At 67.4% G+C, this 12,838-nt stretch carries 16 protein-coding genes, 3 tRNA genes and 1 pseudogene; 4 read left to right on the top strand and 16 right to left on the bottom strand.

The window, feature by feature from the left end:
- Positions 1 to 419: 419 nt before the first annotated feature.
- The gene (gene rplL / locus IG04_RS0120460; RefSeq protein ID WP_030478274.1) at positions 420 to 803 is read right to left on the bottom strand and encodes a 50S ribosomal protein L7/L12; all 384 of its coding nucleotides are present in this window, start codon (positions 801 to 803) and stop codon (positions 420 to 422) included.
- A gap of 56 nt (positions 804 to 859) precedes the next feature.
- Positions 860 to 1,414: a 50S ribosomal protein L10 gene (rplJ, locus tag IG04_RS0120455; RefSeq protein WP_030478273.1), complete on the bottom strand. Its 555-nt coding sequence runs from the start codon at positions 1,412 to 1,414 to the stop codon at positions 860 to 862.
- Positions 1,415 to 1,661: 247 nt separating this feature from the next.
- On the opposite strand from rplJ, the gene IG04_RS0120450 reads away from it, so the two are divergent.
- Both IG04_RS0120450 and IG04_RS0120445 read left to right on the top strand, forming a co-directional pair.
- The gene (locus IG04_RS0120450) at positions 1,662 to 2,372 is read left to right on the top strand and encodes a hypothetical protein (RefSeq protein ID WP_030478272.1); all 711 of its coding nucleotides are present in this window, start codon (positions 1,662 to 1,664) and stop codon (positions 2,370 to 2,372) included.
- Positions 2,373 to 2,381: 9 nt separating this feature from the next.
- Positions 2,382 to 3,152 (top strand): methyltransferase domain-containing protein, encoded by a 771-nt coding sequence (locus IG04_RS0120445; protein ID WP_030478271.1) that lies wholly within the window; start codon positions 2,382 to 2,384, stop codon positions 3,150 to 3,152.
- On the opposite strand, the gene IG04_RS47235 is transcribed toward IG04_RS0120445, so the two are convergent.
- From IG04_RS47235 to IG04_RS0120380, 14 genes and pseudogenes are all read right to left on the bottom strand, one after another.
- Positions 3,132 to 3,284 carry a hypothetical protein gene (locus tag IG04_RS47235; protein WP_169746004.1) on the bottom strand — a complete coding sequence of 51 codons (153 nt, stop codon included), beginning with the start codon at positions 3,282 to 3,284 and terminating at the stop codon, positions 3,132 to 3,134. The two genes, IG04_RS0120445 and IG04_RS47235, sit on opposite strands and share 21 nt — an antisense overlap.
- Positions 3,280 to 3,420 (bottom strand): annotated as a pseudogene (locus tag IG04_RS48185) (NAD(P)-binding domain-containing protein); the annotation flags it as partial. The pseudogene IG04_RS48185 and the gene IG04_RS47235, both read right to left, overlap by 5 nt.
- A 142-nt stretch (positions 3,421 to 3,562) precedes the next feature.
- Positions 3,563 to 4,273: a 50S ribosomal protein L1 gene (rplA, locus tag IG04_RS0120435; RefSeq protein WP_030478270.1), complete on the bottom strand. Its 711-nt coding sequence runs from the start codon at positions 4,271 to 4,273 to the stop codon at positions 3,563 to 3,565.
- An 80-nt stretch (positions 4,274 to 4,353) separates the two neighbouring features.
- Positions 4,354 to 4,788, bottom strand: coding sequence for a 50S ribosomal protein L11 (gene rplK, locus IG04_RS0120430; RefSeq protein WP_030478269.1), 435 nt, complete (start codon positions 4,786 to 4,788; stop codon positions 4,354 to 4,356).
- Between the two features lie 87 nt (positions 4,789 to 4,875).
- The gene (gene nusG, locus IG04_RS0120425; protein WP_030478268.1) at positions 4,876 to 5,679 is read right to left on the bottom strand and encodes a transcription termination/antitermination protein NusG; all 804 of its coding nucleotides are present in this window, start codon (positions 5,677 to 5,679) and stop codon (positions 4,876 to 4,878) included.
- Positions 5,680 to 5,719: 40 nt separating this feature from the next.
- On the bottom strand, positions 5,720 to 6,133 hold the full coding sequence (gene secE, locus IG04_RS0120420; protein ID WP_030478267.1) for a preprotein translocase subunit SecE: 414 nt from the start codon (positions 6,131 to 6,133) through the stop codon (positions 5,720 to 5,722).
- A 37-nt stretch (positions 6,134 to 6,170) separates the two neighbouring features.
- Positions 6,171 to 6,243, bottom strand: a tRNA-Trp gene (locus IG04_RS0120415).
- 236 nt (positions 6,244 to 6,479) lie between these two features.
- Positions 6,480 to 6,887, bottom strand: a complete 408-nt coding sequence (locus IG04_RS0120410; protein ID WP_030478266.1) for a MaoC/PaaZ C-terminal domain-containing protein — start codon at positions 6,885 to 6,887, stop codon at positions 6,480 to 6,482.
- Positions 6,884 to 7,333: a MaoC family dehydratase N-terminal domain-containing protein gene (locus IG04_RS0120405; protein ID WP_030478265.1), complete on the bottom strand. Its 450-nt coding sequence runs from the start codon at positions 7,331 to 7,333 to the stop codon at positions 6,884 to 6,886. The genes IG04_RS0120410 and IG04_RS0120405 overlap by 4 nt, the downstream gene beginning before the upstream one ends.
- 71 nt (positions 7,334 to 7,404) lie before the next feature.
- Entirely contained in the window at positions 7,405 to 7,569 is a 165-nt protein-coding gene (rpmG, locus tag IG04_RS0120400; protein ID WP_030478264.1) for a 50S ribosomal protein L33, read from the bottom strand.
- A 233-nt stretch (positions 7,570 to 7,802) separates the two neighbouring features.
- Positions 7,803 to 7,875 (bottom strand) — tRNA-Met (locus tag IG04_RS0120395).
- Positions 7,876 to 7,917: 42 nt separating this feature from the next.
- A tRNA-Thr gene (locus IG04_RS0120390) sits at positions 7,918 to 7,993 on the bottom strand.
- 74 nt (positions 7,994 to 8,067) lie between these two features.
- Complete coding sequence (locus tag IG04_RS0120385; RefSeq protein ID WP_030478263.1) at positions 8,068 to 10,674, bottom strand: putative bifunctional diguanylate cyclase/phosphodiesterase; 2,607 nt, start codon at positions 10,672 to 10,674, stop codon at positions 8,068 to 8,070.
- A 157-nt stretch (positions 10,675 to 10,831) separates the two neighbouring features.
- Positions 10,832 to 11,584, bottom strand: a complete 753-nt coding sequence (locus IG04_RS0120380; RefSeq protein ID WP_030478262.1) for a PhzF family phenazine biosynthesis protein — start codon at positions 11,582 to 11,584, stop codon at positions 10,832 to 10,834.
- A gap of 30 nt (positions 11,585 to 11,614) precedes the next feature.
- On the opposite strand from IG04_RS0120380, the gene IG04_RS0120375 reads away from it, so the two are divergent.
- Positions 11,615 to 12,433, top strand: a complete 819-nt coding sequence (locus IG04_RS0120375; protein ID WP_159460423.1) for a GNAT family N-acetyltransferase — start codon at positions 11,615 to 11,617, stop codon at positions 12,431 to 12,433.
- A 140-nt stretch (positions 12,434 to 12,573) separates the two neighbouring features.
- Positions 12,574 to 12,783 (top strand): hypothetical protein, encoded by a 210-nt coding sequence (locus tag IG04_RS0120370; protein WP_245815883.1) that lies wholly within the window; start codon positions 12,574 to 12,576, stop codon positions 12,781 to 12,783.
- Positions 12,784 to 12,838 lie beyond the last annotated feature (55 nt).

The following is a 12,838-nucleotide window of genomic DNA, read 5'->3' as shown; positions in this document are numbered from 1 at the left end:
TCGCGGCAGGTTACTCACCAGTTGGCCTAACGGCGGTTGCGTTCAGATAACACCACACAGGGTGACCTCGCAAAACGGTCAGCAAGACCTAGACCACTGCCTGCCAACCGGGATTTACGAGACCCGTGTGACTCCAAACACAGATCACCGCGAAGCCGAAGTCGAGCCGTCCTTACCAAAAGGCAAGGGCAGTGGGGTCCCTGATCAGATTGCCGGGGTCTGGGGGCAGAGCCCCCAGGGAAAGCACGCAACGCGAGGTCGCCGCCCGCAAGGTGACCACCCGCCCGGTCGCGGCACGCAAGGTGACCACCGGTCTGGTCGCGCCCCAAAAACACAAAAACGGGCGCACACCCCAACAAAGGGATGCACGCCCGTTCAAGCACTACAAGGCAAAACGCCAGCCCCCAAAGGGGCTGAGATCACTTGACGGTGATCTTGGCGCCGGCAGCCTCGAGCTTCTCCTTGGCGGCGTCGGCGACGTCCTTGGCCACGCCCTCGAGGATCGCCTTCGGAGCGGACTCGACGAGCTCCTTGGCCTCCTTCAGGCCCAGACCAGAGACGACCTCGCGGACGACCTTGATGACCTGGATCTTCTTCTCGCCCGCGGACTCGAGGACGACGTTGAAGTCCGTCTGCTCCTCGGCCTCTTCGGCGGCGGCCGCGGGGCCGGCAGCCGTAACGGCGACGGGCGCCGCGGCGGTGACCTCGAAGGTCGTCTCGAACTGCTTCACGAACTCGGACAGCTCGAGGAGGGTCATCTCCTTGAACGCGTCGAGCAGCTCGTCGGTGCTGAGCTTCGCCATGATCGGCGTTCCTTTCTAATCTCCCGCGCGAAAGCGTCGGGCGTGTCTTTGGGTGATCAGCTTTCGGCGGGAGCGTCGGCCTCGGCGGCGGGAGCCGCAGCGGCCTTCTTCTCCTGCAGGGCAGCGGCCAGGCGAGCGACCTGGGAAGCCGGGGCGTTGAACAGACCCGCAGCCTTGGCCAGGTTGCCCTTCATCGCGCCCGCGAGCTTCGCGAGCAGCACCTCACGGCTTTCGAGGTCCGCGATAGCGGCGACCTCGTCGACCGAGAGCGGGCGGCCATCCATGTAGCCGCCCTTGATGATCAGGGCCTTGTTGTCCTTCGCGAAGTCGCGGATCGCCTTGGCGGCGTCGACGGGCTCGCCTTCGACGAACGCGATGGCGGTCGGACCGGACAGGAGGGCCTCGAGGCCCTCCACACCGGCGTCCGCAGCGGCCAGCTTGACCAGCGTGTTCTTCGCGACGGTGTACTTGGTGCCCGCGCCGAGAGCGCGACGCAGCGTGGTGAGCTGCGCCATGGAGAGGCCACGGTACTCAGTGACAACCGCTGCCGAGCTGGTGCGGAACTGATCCGCAAGCTCAGCGACCGCCGTAACCTTCGTGGGCTTCGCCATGATCGCCTCCTCTCTGGGCTGGGTTAGACCGCCGGCCTGGAGAAGGTCCCGAAACAACAAAAACGCCCTCGCGCACAAGCAGCACGGGGCGTCACACAAGAACTGAGCCTCGTCCTCCCTGCGCGGGCCGCCCGTGTTGCAACGGGGCCTTCGTTCTCCTCGCGGAGAAAACCTGCGGTCTTCGGTAGAACCATCCAAAACAGTACTCGACTGTGTACTGCGGCTCCAAATCGGCATGATGTGACGTGTGACCGACGAGCCCGGCAAGGACCTCGCGCCCCGCCAGCCGCCTGCCCCGCAGCCACCCGCCCCGCCGGTGGACCCGGAGCAGCTGCGGCAGTTCCAGGAGTTCCAGCGCTTCCAGGAGTTCCAGCGCTACCAGGAGGCGACAGGCCAGGCGCCGCAGGCCCCGAAGCAACCCGGCGGCAAGCGCTGGTGGCTCCTCGTGCTCGGCAGCGGCATCTTCTGGCGCGCGCTCTTCTTCCTGCTCGTCGTCTTCTCGGCCGTGTGGGCCTACAACCACTTCTTCGGTGTGGACGACCCCGGCGACATCGCGCAGGACAGCGGCGGCGTGACTGGCGCGGCGCAGGGCCTCTCCGCACCGGCCGGGCTGCAGGGCACCGTCGGCATGTTCTACAAGCACGTGTCGTTCGCCGACACGACCCGCGCCTGCACGCTCTTCCTGCGCGACGACACCCGTCAGAAGTTCGCGAACGCTTATGGCGCAAGCGATTGCGCCGGCGCGGTCAATGACCTGAAGACCAAGGTCACCAGCGTCGACAGGTACCAGCAGGTGATGTTCCCGCCGGACATGCTCAAGACCCCGACGACCACCAAGGTCACCATCGACTCCTGCGCGCTGACCGTCGAGGGCGGCCCGCGCCTGGGCACGTTCGTCGTGGAGAAGGTCGGCGCGGGCTGGGTCATCACCGACTGGTCGCCCAGCACCTGTGGTTGATTGGGGTGCATGGCAAACGCACTGGGGGTGCCCAGCCCCGACAAGGTCGAGTACATGGCGGACGCCGCCGAATTAGGCCGTGACTACAAGCACCAGCTCCTCGTCTCGCTCGGCCTGAGGCACGGCGACACGGTCCTCGACGTCGGCTGCGGCCCCGGCATGGACCTGCCGGTGATGGCCGACGCGGTCACGACGTCCGGCCGCGTCATCGGCGTCGACGTGGACCCGACGATGGTGGCGGCGGCGAGGAGCCTCCTCAACTACTACCCGCAGGTGGAGGTCCGCCAGGGGGACGCCCACGCGCTTCCCGTGGACGACGGCACCGCCGACCGCGCTCGCATGGACCGCGCGTTGCAGCACGTCGAGAGCCCGTCCGCCGTCCTCGCCGAGCTCCACCGGGCCCTGAAGCCAGGCGGTCTGCTGCGCATCGCCGAACCCGACTGGGACGCCCTGATCGTCGACGGCGACCTGGAGATGAACCGGGCGTTCAACCGGTTCGTCTGCTCGACCATGGTCCGCAACGCCACGATCGGCCGGCAGCTCGGGCGCCTGGCGCGGGAGGCGGGCTTCGAGGTCGAGGACGTCCGCGCGGCGACGACGGTGCTGCGCGACTTCGCCAGGGCGGACTACACCCTCGCCCTCACCCGCAACACGGAACGGGCGATCCGCGCGGGCGCCATCGAACGTGCGGACGGTGAGCGCTGGCTGGCCGAACTGCGCGACGGCGGCTTCCAGGCCTCGGTGACGATCTTCCTGCTGTCAGCCCGCAAACCGTTGTGACGCAACGCCCAGCGACTCGACGGCGCGGGCGGGACTCTCCTGTCCGCGCCCGGCGTCGACATGCTGGTCGACGAGCGCCTTGAGCGAGTCGAGCGCGGCGAACGGAACGCCCTGCGCCGTGGCCGACGGCACCGGGCACCTTGAGTTCGGAAGCCTTTGCGGCAGAACGGTTCCAGACCGTCACGGGGTGGCCCTCCCGCAGGAACGCCTCCGCCAGCGCACGTCCGAGGTTGCCGAGGCCCAGCACGGTGATCGCTTCAGACGTCATGGCTCGCCACCACCGGCACGACACCGCTGCAGTGGCTGCTCGACGACTACCGGCAGGCGTTCCCGCGACACCAGGCCTGACATGCGAAAAGGCCCCCGGCGAACCGGGAGCCTTTTCAAAAGCTAGCTGCGAACCGGGAGGCTCAGGCCTCGTCCACCAGCATGTTGCGGGTGCGGTTCGGGTCGACCGGGATGCCCGGGCCCATCGTCGTGGAGACGGTGATCTTCTTGAGGTACCGGCCCTTGGCCGCGGACGGCTTGACGCGGAGGATCTCGTCCAGCGCGGCGGCGTAGTTCTCGACCAGCTTCTCGGAGTCGAACGACACCTTGCCGATGACGAAGTGCAGGTTGGCCTGCTTGTCAACGCGGAAGTTGATCTTTCCGCCCTTGATCTCGTTGACGGCCTTCGTGACGTCGGGGGTCACGGTGCCGGTCTTCGGGTTCGGCATCAGGCCACGCGGGCCGAGGATGCGGGCGATACGACCGACCTTCGCCATCTGGTCGGGGGTCGCGATCGCGGCGTCGAAGTCGAGCCAGCCACCCTGGATGCGCTCGATCAGGTCCTCGGAGCCGACAGCGTCCGCACCGGCGGCCTCGGCCTCAGCGGCCTTGTCACCGGTTGCGAAGACGATCACGCGGGCGGTCTTGCCCGTACCGTGCGGCAGATTCACGGTGCCGCGGACCATCTGGTCGGCCTTGCGAGGGTCGACGCCGAGGCGAATCGCGACCTCGACGGTGGCGTCGAGCTTCACCTTGGAAGTTTCCTTGGCGAGCTTGGTGGCCTCCAGCGGCGAGTACAGCCGCTCCCGGTCCACCAGCTCTGCGGAGGCCTTGTAGGCCTTGCTGCGCTTCATGCTCTGTCCTTACCGTGGATCAGTTCGTGGTGAATGAGCCGCGCTCGGCTCTCCCACGCTTGCTAGAAAAGAGGGTGTGGTCAGCCTTCGACCGTGATGCCCATGGAACGGGCGGTGCCGGCGATGATCTTCGCCGCCTGGTCGATGTCGTTCGCGTTCAGGTCGACCATCTTGACCTGCGCGATGCTGCGCACCTGCTCCATGGTCACCTTGGCGACCTTGACGCGGTGCGGCTCGCCGCTGCCCTTGTCGACACCAGCGGCGGCGAGGATGAGTCGCGCGGCCGGAGGGGTCTTCAGCTTGAAGTCGAACGAGCGGTCTTCGTACACGGAGATCTCAACCGGCACGACCTGACCGCGCTGCGACTCGGTCGCGGCGTTGTAGGCCTTGCAGAACTCCATGATGTTGACGCCGTGCTGACCCAGCGCGGGACCAACGGGAGGCGCCGGGTTGGCGGCACCAGCCTTGATCTGCAGCTTGATGATCGCTGACAGCTTCTTCTTCTTGGGAGGCATTGTCCGTACTTCCTGTTATTGCAGTGTCCGCGCGCGGCTCTGCCAGCCGCAGCGTGGCCGATCGGCCTTCCGGTCAGGGAAAACCGCTCAGATCTTGGAGACCTGGCTGAACGACAGCTCGACCGGCGTCTCCCGGCCGAAGATCGACACCAGGACCTTCAGCTTCTGGCCGTCCGCGTTGACCTCGCTGATCGTGGCGGGCAGCGTGGCGAACGGGCCGTCCATGACCGTGACCGACTCGCCGACCTCGAAGTCGACCTCGATGGTCGGCTTCGACGCGGTGGTGGTGGCGGCCTTCTTGCCCTCGGCCGGCTTCTGCTCCTGCTGCGGGAGCAGGAACTTCAGCACCTCGTCGATCGTGAGGGGCGAAGGCTTCGAGGTGGCTCCGACGAACCCGGTGACGCCCGGCGTGTTGCGGACGGCGCTCCAGGACGCGTCGGTGAGCTCCATGCGGACCAGGATGTAGCCGGGCAGCACCTTGCGCTGCACCAGCTTGCGCTGGCCGTTCTTGATCTCGGTGACCTCTTCGGTCGGCACCTCGACCTGGAAGATGTAGTCCTCCATGTCGAGCGTGTGGATACGAGTCTCGAGGTTCGCCTTGACCTTGTTCTCGTAACCGGCGTACGAGTGCACGACGTACCAGTCGCCGGGCGCGCGGCGCAGGGCCTGGCGCAGCTCTTCGGCGGGGTCCTCGGGCTCTTCGTCGATCGGCGTCTCGTCGATCGCGAGCACGTCGGCGTCCTCTTCGGACTCCTCGGCGCTCTCGTCCGCGACGTCCTCGGAGTCCACAGCCTCCGACTCGACCGTCTCGTCCGCCGCGGTGTCCTCGGACACCTCGTCGTCGATGAGGTCGGTCTTCTCCTGGGCGTCGACGCCGTTATCGGAGGTCACTGTGGATCTCGCTTCCTGATTGCAGCGGCAGCTGTCCGGCTCAGCCGAACAACTCGAAAACAGCCGCGCCGAAGCCGAGGTCGAGAGCCCACACCATCGCAACCATGACGACCACGAAGACCATCACGACGCCGGTGTACGTGATCAGCTGCTTGCGCGTCGGCCAGATCACCTTGCGGAGTTCGCTGACGACCTCGCGGATGTAGCGGAAGCCCCGCCCGATCAGCGAGGGACGCTTCTCCTGCCCATCACGGGTCTTGGTCGGGCGACCCTTCTTCGCGTCCTCGTCCGACTCCTCGGACTTGGCGACGCTCTTCTTCGACTCAGCGCTGCTGCCGTCCTTGCGGGCGGCCGGGCGGGAGGAGGCACGACGCTCACGTCGCGCCGCAGCAGTGGACGGCCGGACAGCGCCTTCGCGCTCCTCCGGCTGGTCCTGCTCGCGGCCCTCGACCATGCCGTGCCTCCACTCCACCCATGACGCGCTTCGACAGCAGGGGCGACAGGACTTGAACCTGCAACCTGCGGTTTTGGAGACCGCTGCTCTGCCAGTTGAGCTACACCCCTTTGAGACCCCGAGTGGGATCCCCTGGCCAAGCAGGAAGTGTACGGGAGCCTGCCCCGTCCATTCCAACCAGACCGCTCAAGCACTTGCCGAGCGGCCTGTCACACAGCCTACCCATATGCGAGTCGAGAAGACGAATCAGGGGCGTGCAACTGCTGCTCCGACCTGGCCCGAATCTCCCGTGAACACCGCAAACACCACCGGACCAGGTCGTCCGGTGGTGTTCTTGATCACAAGATCAGCTGATCCGCACGCGGGCGAAGGCGCCCGTCAACACCGACTTGCCGTCAAAAGCCGCGTTGATGTTGACCTTCACAGTTCCGTCTCCGAAGTCCTTGGTGACCTTCGCGGTCACCTCGACGAGCGCGCCCTCGTCGTCGTTGGGCACCACGACGGGCCGGCCGAAGCGGCAGCCGTACTCGACGATCGCGCCGGGATCGCCGATCCACTCCGCGACGATCCGCGAGGCCACGGCCATGGTCAGCATGCCGTGCGCGATCACGTCCGGCAGGCCGACGTCCTTGGCCGTCTTCTCGTTCCAATGGATGGGGTTGAAGTCCAGCGACGCGCCCGCGTAGCGCACCAGGTCGTCGCGCTTGAGGCGCACGGACAGCGCCGGCAGTTCGGTGCCAACCTCGTAGGTCATGCTTCTTCTCCCCTCACGACGAGCATCGACCTGGCGGTGGTGACGGGCTCGCCGCCGACCGTGCTGATCTCCGTCCGCACGGTCACCATGTCGTTGCCCATGCGGGACGTGATGGCGTCGATGTGCGCCACGCACACGAGCTGGTCGCCCGCGGTGATGGGCCGGTGGTGGGTGAAGTTCTGGTCGCCGTGCACGACGCGGCTGTAGTCGAGCTCCAGCTCCGGGTCGAACATGACCGTCTCGTTGGTCTTCATCGACACGACGATCGCGAACGTCGGCGGCGCGATGACGTCCCTGTGCCCCAAGGCCTTCGCTGCTTCGGCATCGAGGTAGGCCGGGCTGGTCGCGCCGATCGCCCCGGCGAACTCGCGGATCTTCTCGCGGCTCACGTCGTACGGCTGCGACGGCGGATAACTACGTCCGATGAAAGCGGGGTCGAGAGGCACCGGAGGAGCCTATATGCGACGAGGCCCGCCCCACGGTGTGGGACGGGCCTCGTCGAAGAGTTGCTACGCGCTCAGCGGGTTTCCTTGTGCGCGCGGTGCGTCTTGCAGTTCGGGCAGAACTTCTTCATCTCCAGGCGGTCCGGGTCGTTGCGCCGGTTCTTCCTGGTGATGTAGTTCCGGTGCTTGCACTCCTCGCACGCGAGGGTGATCTTCGGGCGTACGTCGGTTGCAGCCACGGTCCTTGCCTTCCTGAGAGCACACGTGCCCCGAACACCCAGTGCGGGCTTACCGCCTGGCGGGGACGAGCCACGAAGTTGCGGCCCAAGGTTCCTACACCCCGGTCACCTACGCACCAGGGCCCATACTTCCCGGTGAACCTACGCTCCGGGGGCTTGGGGGCTTGGCCCCCAAAATCATGCGGAGCGAGGTATGGTCCGCGCACTCTGCGGACATGCCTCGCCCACTCGCGTAGCGGTGGCCGGACTTGAACCGGCGACACAGCGATTATGAGCCGCTTGCTCTACCAACTGAGCTACACCGCTTTACACAACTACAGCCGCAGCGCTCAGCACTGCGGCCAGTAGTGGAGCCCCTTTACGGAATCGAACCGTAGACCTTCTCCTTACCATGGAGACGCTCTGCCGACTGAGCTAAAGGGGCTTGCTCTTTCGTTCTTGCCGAGCGAGGAGAACTCTACAACATCGGTCCAGCGAGAACGAAATCCGGGGGTGCCTTTAGTGCACCAGCGTGAGCACCGTCTCATCGCGAGCACCCCTGACCTGCACGGTTCGTGCCCGCAGCCAGGCCTCGAAGCGATCTTCGGAGAGCGGCCGGGAGATCAGGTAGCCCTGGGCCACGTCGCAGCCCATGCCCACCAACTGGTCGCGCGCGGCGTCGTCCTCGACGCCTTCCGCCACCACCACCAGACCGAGCGAATGGCCGAGCTCCACGATCGACCGGACCACGGCCATGTCGCCGAGGTCCGAGCCCATCCCGAGCACGAACGACTTGTCGATCTTCACCTCGTCCACGGGCAGCTGCCGCAGGTACGCCAGCGACGAGTAGCCGGTGCCGAAGTCGTCGACCGCCAGCACGACGCCGATCGCGTGCAGGCGCCGCAGCACCGGCAGAGCGCGCTCGGGATCGGCCATGACGCCCGACTCGGTGAGCTCGAAGGTCAGCAGCCCCGACGGCACGTCGTGGCGCTCCAGGGCTGCCTCGACGCGGTTCGGGAAGTCCTCGTCGCCCAGCGTCCGGACGGAGAGGTTCACCGCGATGGACATCCGCAGGCCGCGGTCGAGCCAGCGGCGCACGCGTTCGAGAGCGCGGTCCATCACGAAGTCCGTCAGTACGTCCACGAGACCGGTGGCCTCGACGGCCGGCACGAACTCGTCCGGGTCGACGCGGCCGAACTCCGGATGTGTCCAGCGCACCAACGCTTCCGCGCCCACGACCTGGCGTGAGGGCAGGGCGACCTTCGGCTGGTAGTGCACCGAGATCTGCCCGGTCTCGACGGCCTGGCGGAACTGCGTCACGAGCTGGAAGCGGCGAAGGAACAGGTGGCCCATCGACGGCGCGTAGGCCTTCACGGGCGTGCCCTCGGACGTCGCACGCACGGCGACATCAGCCCGCTGCAGCAACACGTCGGGGTCCGGGTCCTCGGTCTCGGAGTCCGCTTTGGACGCGTAACCCACAACCGCGGAGGCCTCGACGGTCAGGCGGTCGACCGGGTACGGCACCGAAAGCCCGGCACGCAACCGTTCCGCGGTCTCGTGGGCGGTCTGAGCGCGCTCGTCGTCGAGGTACGCGGCGAACGCGCCACCCTCCAGGCGCGCCAGCGGCACGTCCGCTCCGAGAGCGTCCCGCAGCCGGCGTCCGGCGGCGACGACCATCCGGTTGCCCCAGGCCTGGCCCAGCGCATCGGAGACCGTCGACAGGATGTCGAGATCGATGCGCAGCACCACTCCGCTCTGGGACTCGCGCAACGGCTCGGCGCACGCCTCGCGCAGGCCGGCCCGGTTCAGCAGGCCGGTCAGCGGGTCGTGGTAGGCGTCGTGGCGCAGGCGGGCGAGCAGGCGGCGGTTGTCGACGGCCGTCGCGAGGTGCGAGGCCAGCGTGCGCAGCAGCTGGATGTCCGCCCTGCCGAAACCGCGCCAGCGCGACAGCCGGTCGTGCGCCTCGACGGCGCCGAGCAGCTGGGTCGCGCCGCGCAACGGGACGACCAGGGCTTCCTGCGCGTCGCGGCGCAGCAGGGCCTCGGTGACGTCCTCGGTCGCATCGGCCACGCGGTAGTAGCGGACGTGCGTGCCCGGCAACTGAAGTACCGGGTCTTCGCGCACGGCACGAGGGTCCGTCGCGGTCATCTCGTCGGGCAGCGGTTCGCCTGCGACGAGGGTGATCATGGCTTCCTGCGGGTCGGTGCGCAGGCGCAGCACGACCCTGTTCGCGTTGAGCTGCTCGCGGATGCGTTCCGCGATGAGCTGCCACTCGTCCTCTTCGACGCCCGTGGTGAGGTCGTCGTCGGGCTGGCGCGGGCCGGTGCCGTGCTGCCCCGATCTCGCGACACGGAGGCTGACCTCGCTCAACGCCTCCAGGTCGCGCTGTTCGCGCAGGAGCCCGGAGTAGGCGAGGTAGGTGGCCACGATGCCCGCGAGCACCAGGATGATCAGGACGCCGCCCCACTCGGTGGTGGCGACGATCTGGAAGCCGACGAGTCCGACCGAGGTGTTCAGCAGCGCCACGACCAGCGTCTGCAGCACGAGACGGGCGCTGTTGCTGACCCGCATCGACTTGCCCATGAGGCGCAACGCGCAGAGGCCCAGCACGCTCGCGAGGAGCGGCACGGTGATCGTTCCGACGAACGCGCCCGCCCAGAACGGGCCACCGGCGCCGATCATCCGGTTCACGGCCTCGGCGGCGGCGAACGCCACGGAGATCTCCATGAACATGAGGCCCGCGTTGTAGACGGCCCGGTCGAGGATCCGCCTGCCGAGCAACGTGCCCACGCCGGCGACCACGTGCGCGGCGAGCACGATCTCGAACGGGGCCACGAGCAGGCCCAGGACCAGGGGGATCTCGGTGAAGGAGATCGTCCACGCGACGCCGCTGCGGACGTCGACGTTGATCGCGAGCTGCTCCGCCAGCAGGAAGCCGACGACGAGAAGTGGGCCGATCCAGTAGAGGGAGACGTTCTCCTTCTCCGGGAGCCAGGCCGCGACCATGCCCGCGCAGACGACGCCGGCCACCAGAAGGGTGACGGCGAACGCGCTGAACGCACGGTTGGTCGACTTGGCCGACCAGGCGGCCGAGTCCGACACGGGGGCCGACGCTCGGTCGGACATCCAGCCTCCTCGTCGGCCTGGGTGGGGGACCTCTAGGCGTGACTGAGGGGTCCCGCACTTCGCGATCAGGACCCCTCCAGGGGCACTAATGTACCCCGCTCGGGGGACGAAATGGCAGGTCGAGCACCCCTAGTGACTTTGATTCACCCAGACGTGGCTACACGTTCAAGTGTCCCCGGAGCACCGTCACGGCCTGCCCCGAGAGCAGTACGCGATCTTGGGCGAGGGTCGTCCTGACGAACCCTCCGCGCGGCGATGCCTGCTCCGCCAGCAGGTCAGCGCGCTGAAGCCGAGACCCCCAATAGGACGCAAGGGTGCAGTGGGCCGATCCGGTGACGGGGTCCTCCGGGATGCCGACGGCCGGGTAGAAGCACCAGCTGACGATGTCCGCGTCGCTGTCTCCGACAGCCGTCACGATCACTCCGCGTGACTGGATTTGTGCCAGTCCTTGGACGTCAGGCCGCAAGGATCGGACTTCCGCCGCGCTTTCCAACTCGATCACGAAGTCGAACCGCCCGCGCGACACGGACTTGATCGTCGCATGTGGCAGCGCTTCCGCTAGACCGATTGGCGGGTCAGTCAACTCTGGAGGGTCTGCCGGGAAGTCCATCCGGATCCACCCATCGTCATTTGCGCATGTGAGCACCCCACTACGCGTGGTGAACGCCTGCTCTCCGCCCAGCACATGTGCGGTGGCGAGGGTGGCGTGTCCGCAGAGGTCCACCTCGACCTCCGGCGTGAACCAGCGGAGGTGGTTGTCCGGGGTGACGAAGGCCGTTTCGGCGTGCTTCATCTCGGCGGCGACCTGCTGCATCCAGGCGTCGTCACGCGGTTCGGTGAGGAGCACGACCCCGGCGGGGTTGCCTGCGAAGGGCCTGCTGGTGAACGAGTCCACGACGTAGATCTCCACACGTCCGACCCTGCCATGGTCAGATGGGATGTGAGCGAGACTTTTTCCTACCGCGAGACTGATCCGGACTCCCTGCTCCTCACCTGGGGACCCCTGCGCACACACGGCCTGACCTGGCAGCCGGGCTGTGACCTGCCCGCGTTGCTCGACGAGTGGGACGCCCGCCTCACCGGCCTGGACGACCCGGAGACCGCGGCGATCGTGCAGTTGCCCAGCCACGAGACGGCCGGCACACGGACGTTGGTCGACCGAGGTTTCGCGCCGCTGACGGTGGTCGCCGAACGCCTCGCCGGCCGTTCGCCCGCGCCGCGGCCGTCCGGGGTGAGCATCCGCGCCGCCACGCGCGCTGATTTGGACGTCGCCGTCGAACTGAACCTGCACACGGTCCGGTACGACGCGCAGTTCGGTCTGGTGACCGAGCGCCCGAACACCGCGGAGCACCTGCGCACGGCGTTGGCCGAGGTGCTCGACCGCGACCACGAGGCGATGTGGCTGGCACTGAGCGGCGACACGCCCGTCGGCATGATCTACGTCGACATGCCGCAGGACGCGGGGTGGGTGGAGAAGTACGCGTCGGCGCGGCCGTTCGCCTATCTCGGCCATCTCGGCGTGCGGCCCGATGTGCGCGGCACGGGTGCGGGCAGCGCTCTCGCGGCTCACGCGCACGGCGTCCTGGACGCGGCCGGAGTGGCATCGACGCTGCTCCACCACGCGTTGCCGAACCCGCGCTCGACGCCGTTCTGGTACTCGCAGGGCTACCGGCCACGGTGGACGCTGTGGGTTCGCCGCCCCGCACTGCGCTCTTCTTCCGGCGTGTCGGCGCAACCCGAACGGCCTAGTGGGACATGATCTACCCGTTCACACAAGCGAAGAACCCAAACGAACCCGTACTTGTGGAACGAATCCGGCCTCTATTTCGACAAAGGGGTAAGTGGATTCGAACGCCACACCTGGGGGTCGAGATGGAACTCACTGGAAGAGCGAGAGCGATGCTGCGGGCTGTCGCCGCAGGACGTGCCGAGGTGACAGGCGGCACGGAGCCCGACCTGTACGTCGACGGGCTGCCCTGTTGCGACCGCATGGCGACGCATGACCTCGTGCACGCGGGACTGCTGCGCCCTTCGCAGCCAACGAGCTTCGGCCTTCGCGTCTGCGCGGAACTGACCGACGACGGCCGGGCGGCACTCGCCGCGAGTTGATCCGCGTGTCGATCGCCCAGTGATCGAACATTTGTTCGATATGAGGTAGGCTCCG

It is taken from the genome of Lentzea albidocapillata, assembly GCF_000719115.1.
GTDB lineage: Bacteria > Actinomycetota > Actinomycetes > Mycobacteriales > Pseudonocardiaceae > Lentzea > Lentzea albidocapillata.
Note: the sequence above shows the minus strand (reverse complement) of the source record. Positions and strands in the feature narration are given on the sequence as shown.

What these genes read in the sequence shown, in the direction of transcription:
- rplL (WP_030478274.1), bottom strand. Translation starts at nt 803, where the DNA reads ATGGCGAAGCTCAGCACCGACGAGCTGCTCGACGCGTTCAAGGAGATG.
- rplJ (WP_030478273.1), bottom strand. Translation starts at nt 1,414, where the DNA reads ATGGCGAAGCCCACGAAGGTTACGGCGGTCGCTGAGCTTGCGGATCAG.
- IG04_RS0120445 (WP_030478271.1), top strand. Translation starts at nt 2,382, where the DNA reads ATGGCAAACGCACTGGGGGTGCCCAGCCCCGACAAGGTCGAGTACATG.
- rplA (WP_030478270.1), bottom strand. Translation starts at nt 4,273, where the DNA reads ATGAAGCGCAGCAAGGCCTACAAGGCCTCCGCAGAGCTGGTGGACCGG.
- rplK (WP_030478269.1), bottom strand. Translation starts at nt 4,788, where the DNA reads ATGCCTCCCAAGAAGAAGAAGCTGTCAGCGATCATCAAGCTGCAGATC.
- secE (WP_030478267.1), bottom strand. Translation starts at nt 6,133, where the DNA reads ATGGTCGAGGGCCGCGAGCAGGACCAGCCGGAGGAGCGCGAAGGCGCT.
- IG04_RS0120410 (WP_030478266.1), bottom strand. Translation starts at nt 6,887, where the DNA reads ATGACCTACGAGGTTGGCACCGAACTGCCGGCGCTGTCCGTGCGCCTC.
- IG04_RS0120385 (WP_030478263.1), bottom strand. Translation starts at nt 10,674, where the DNA reads ATGTCCGACCGAGCGTCGGCCCCCGTGTCGGACTCGGCCGCCTGGTCG.
- IG04_RS0120370 (WP_245815883.1), top strand. Translation starts at nt 12,574, where the DNA reads ATGCTGCGGGCTGTCGCCGCAGGACGTGCCGAGGTGACAGGCGGCACG.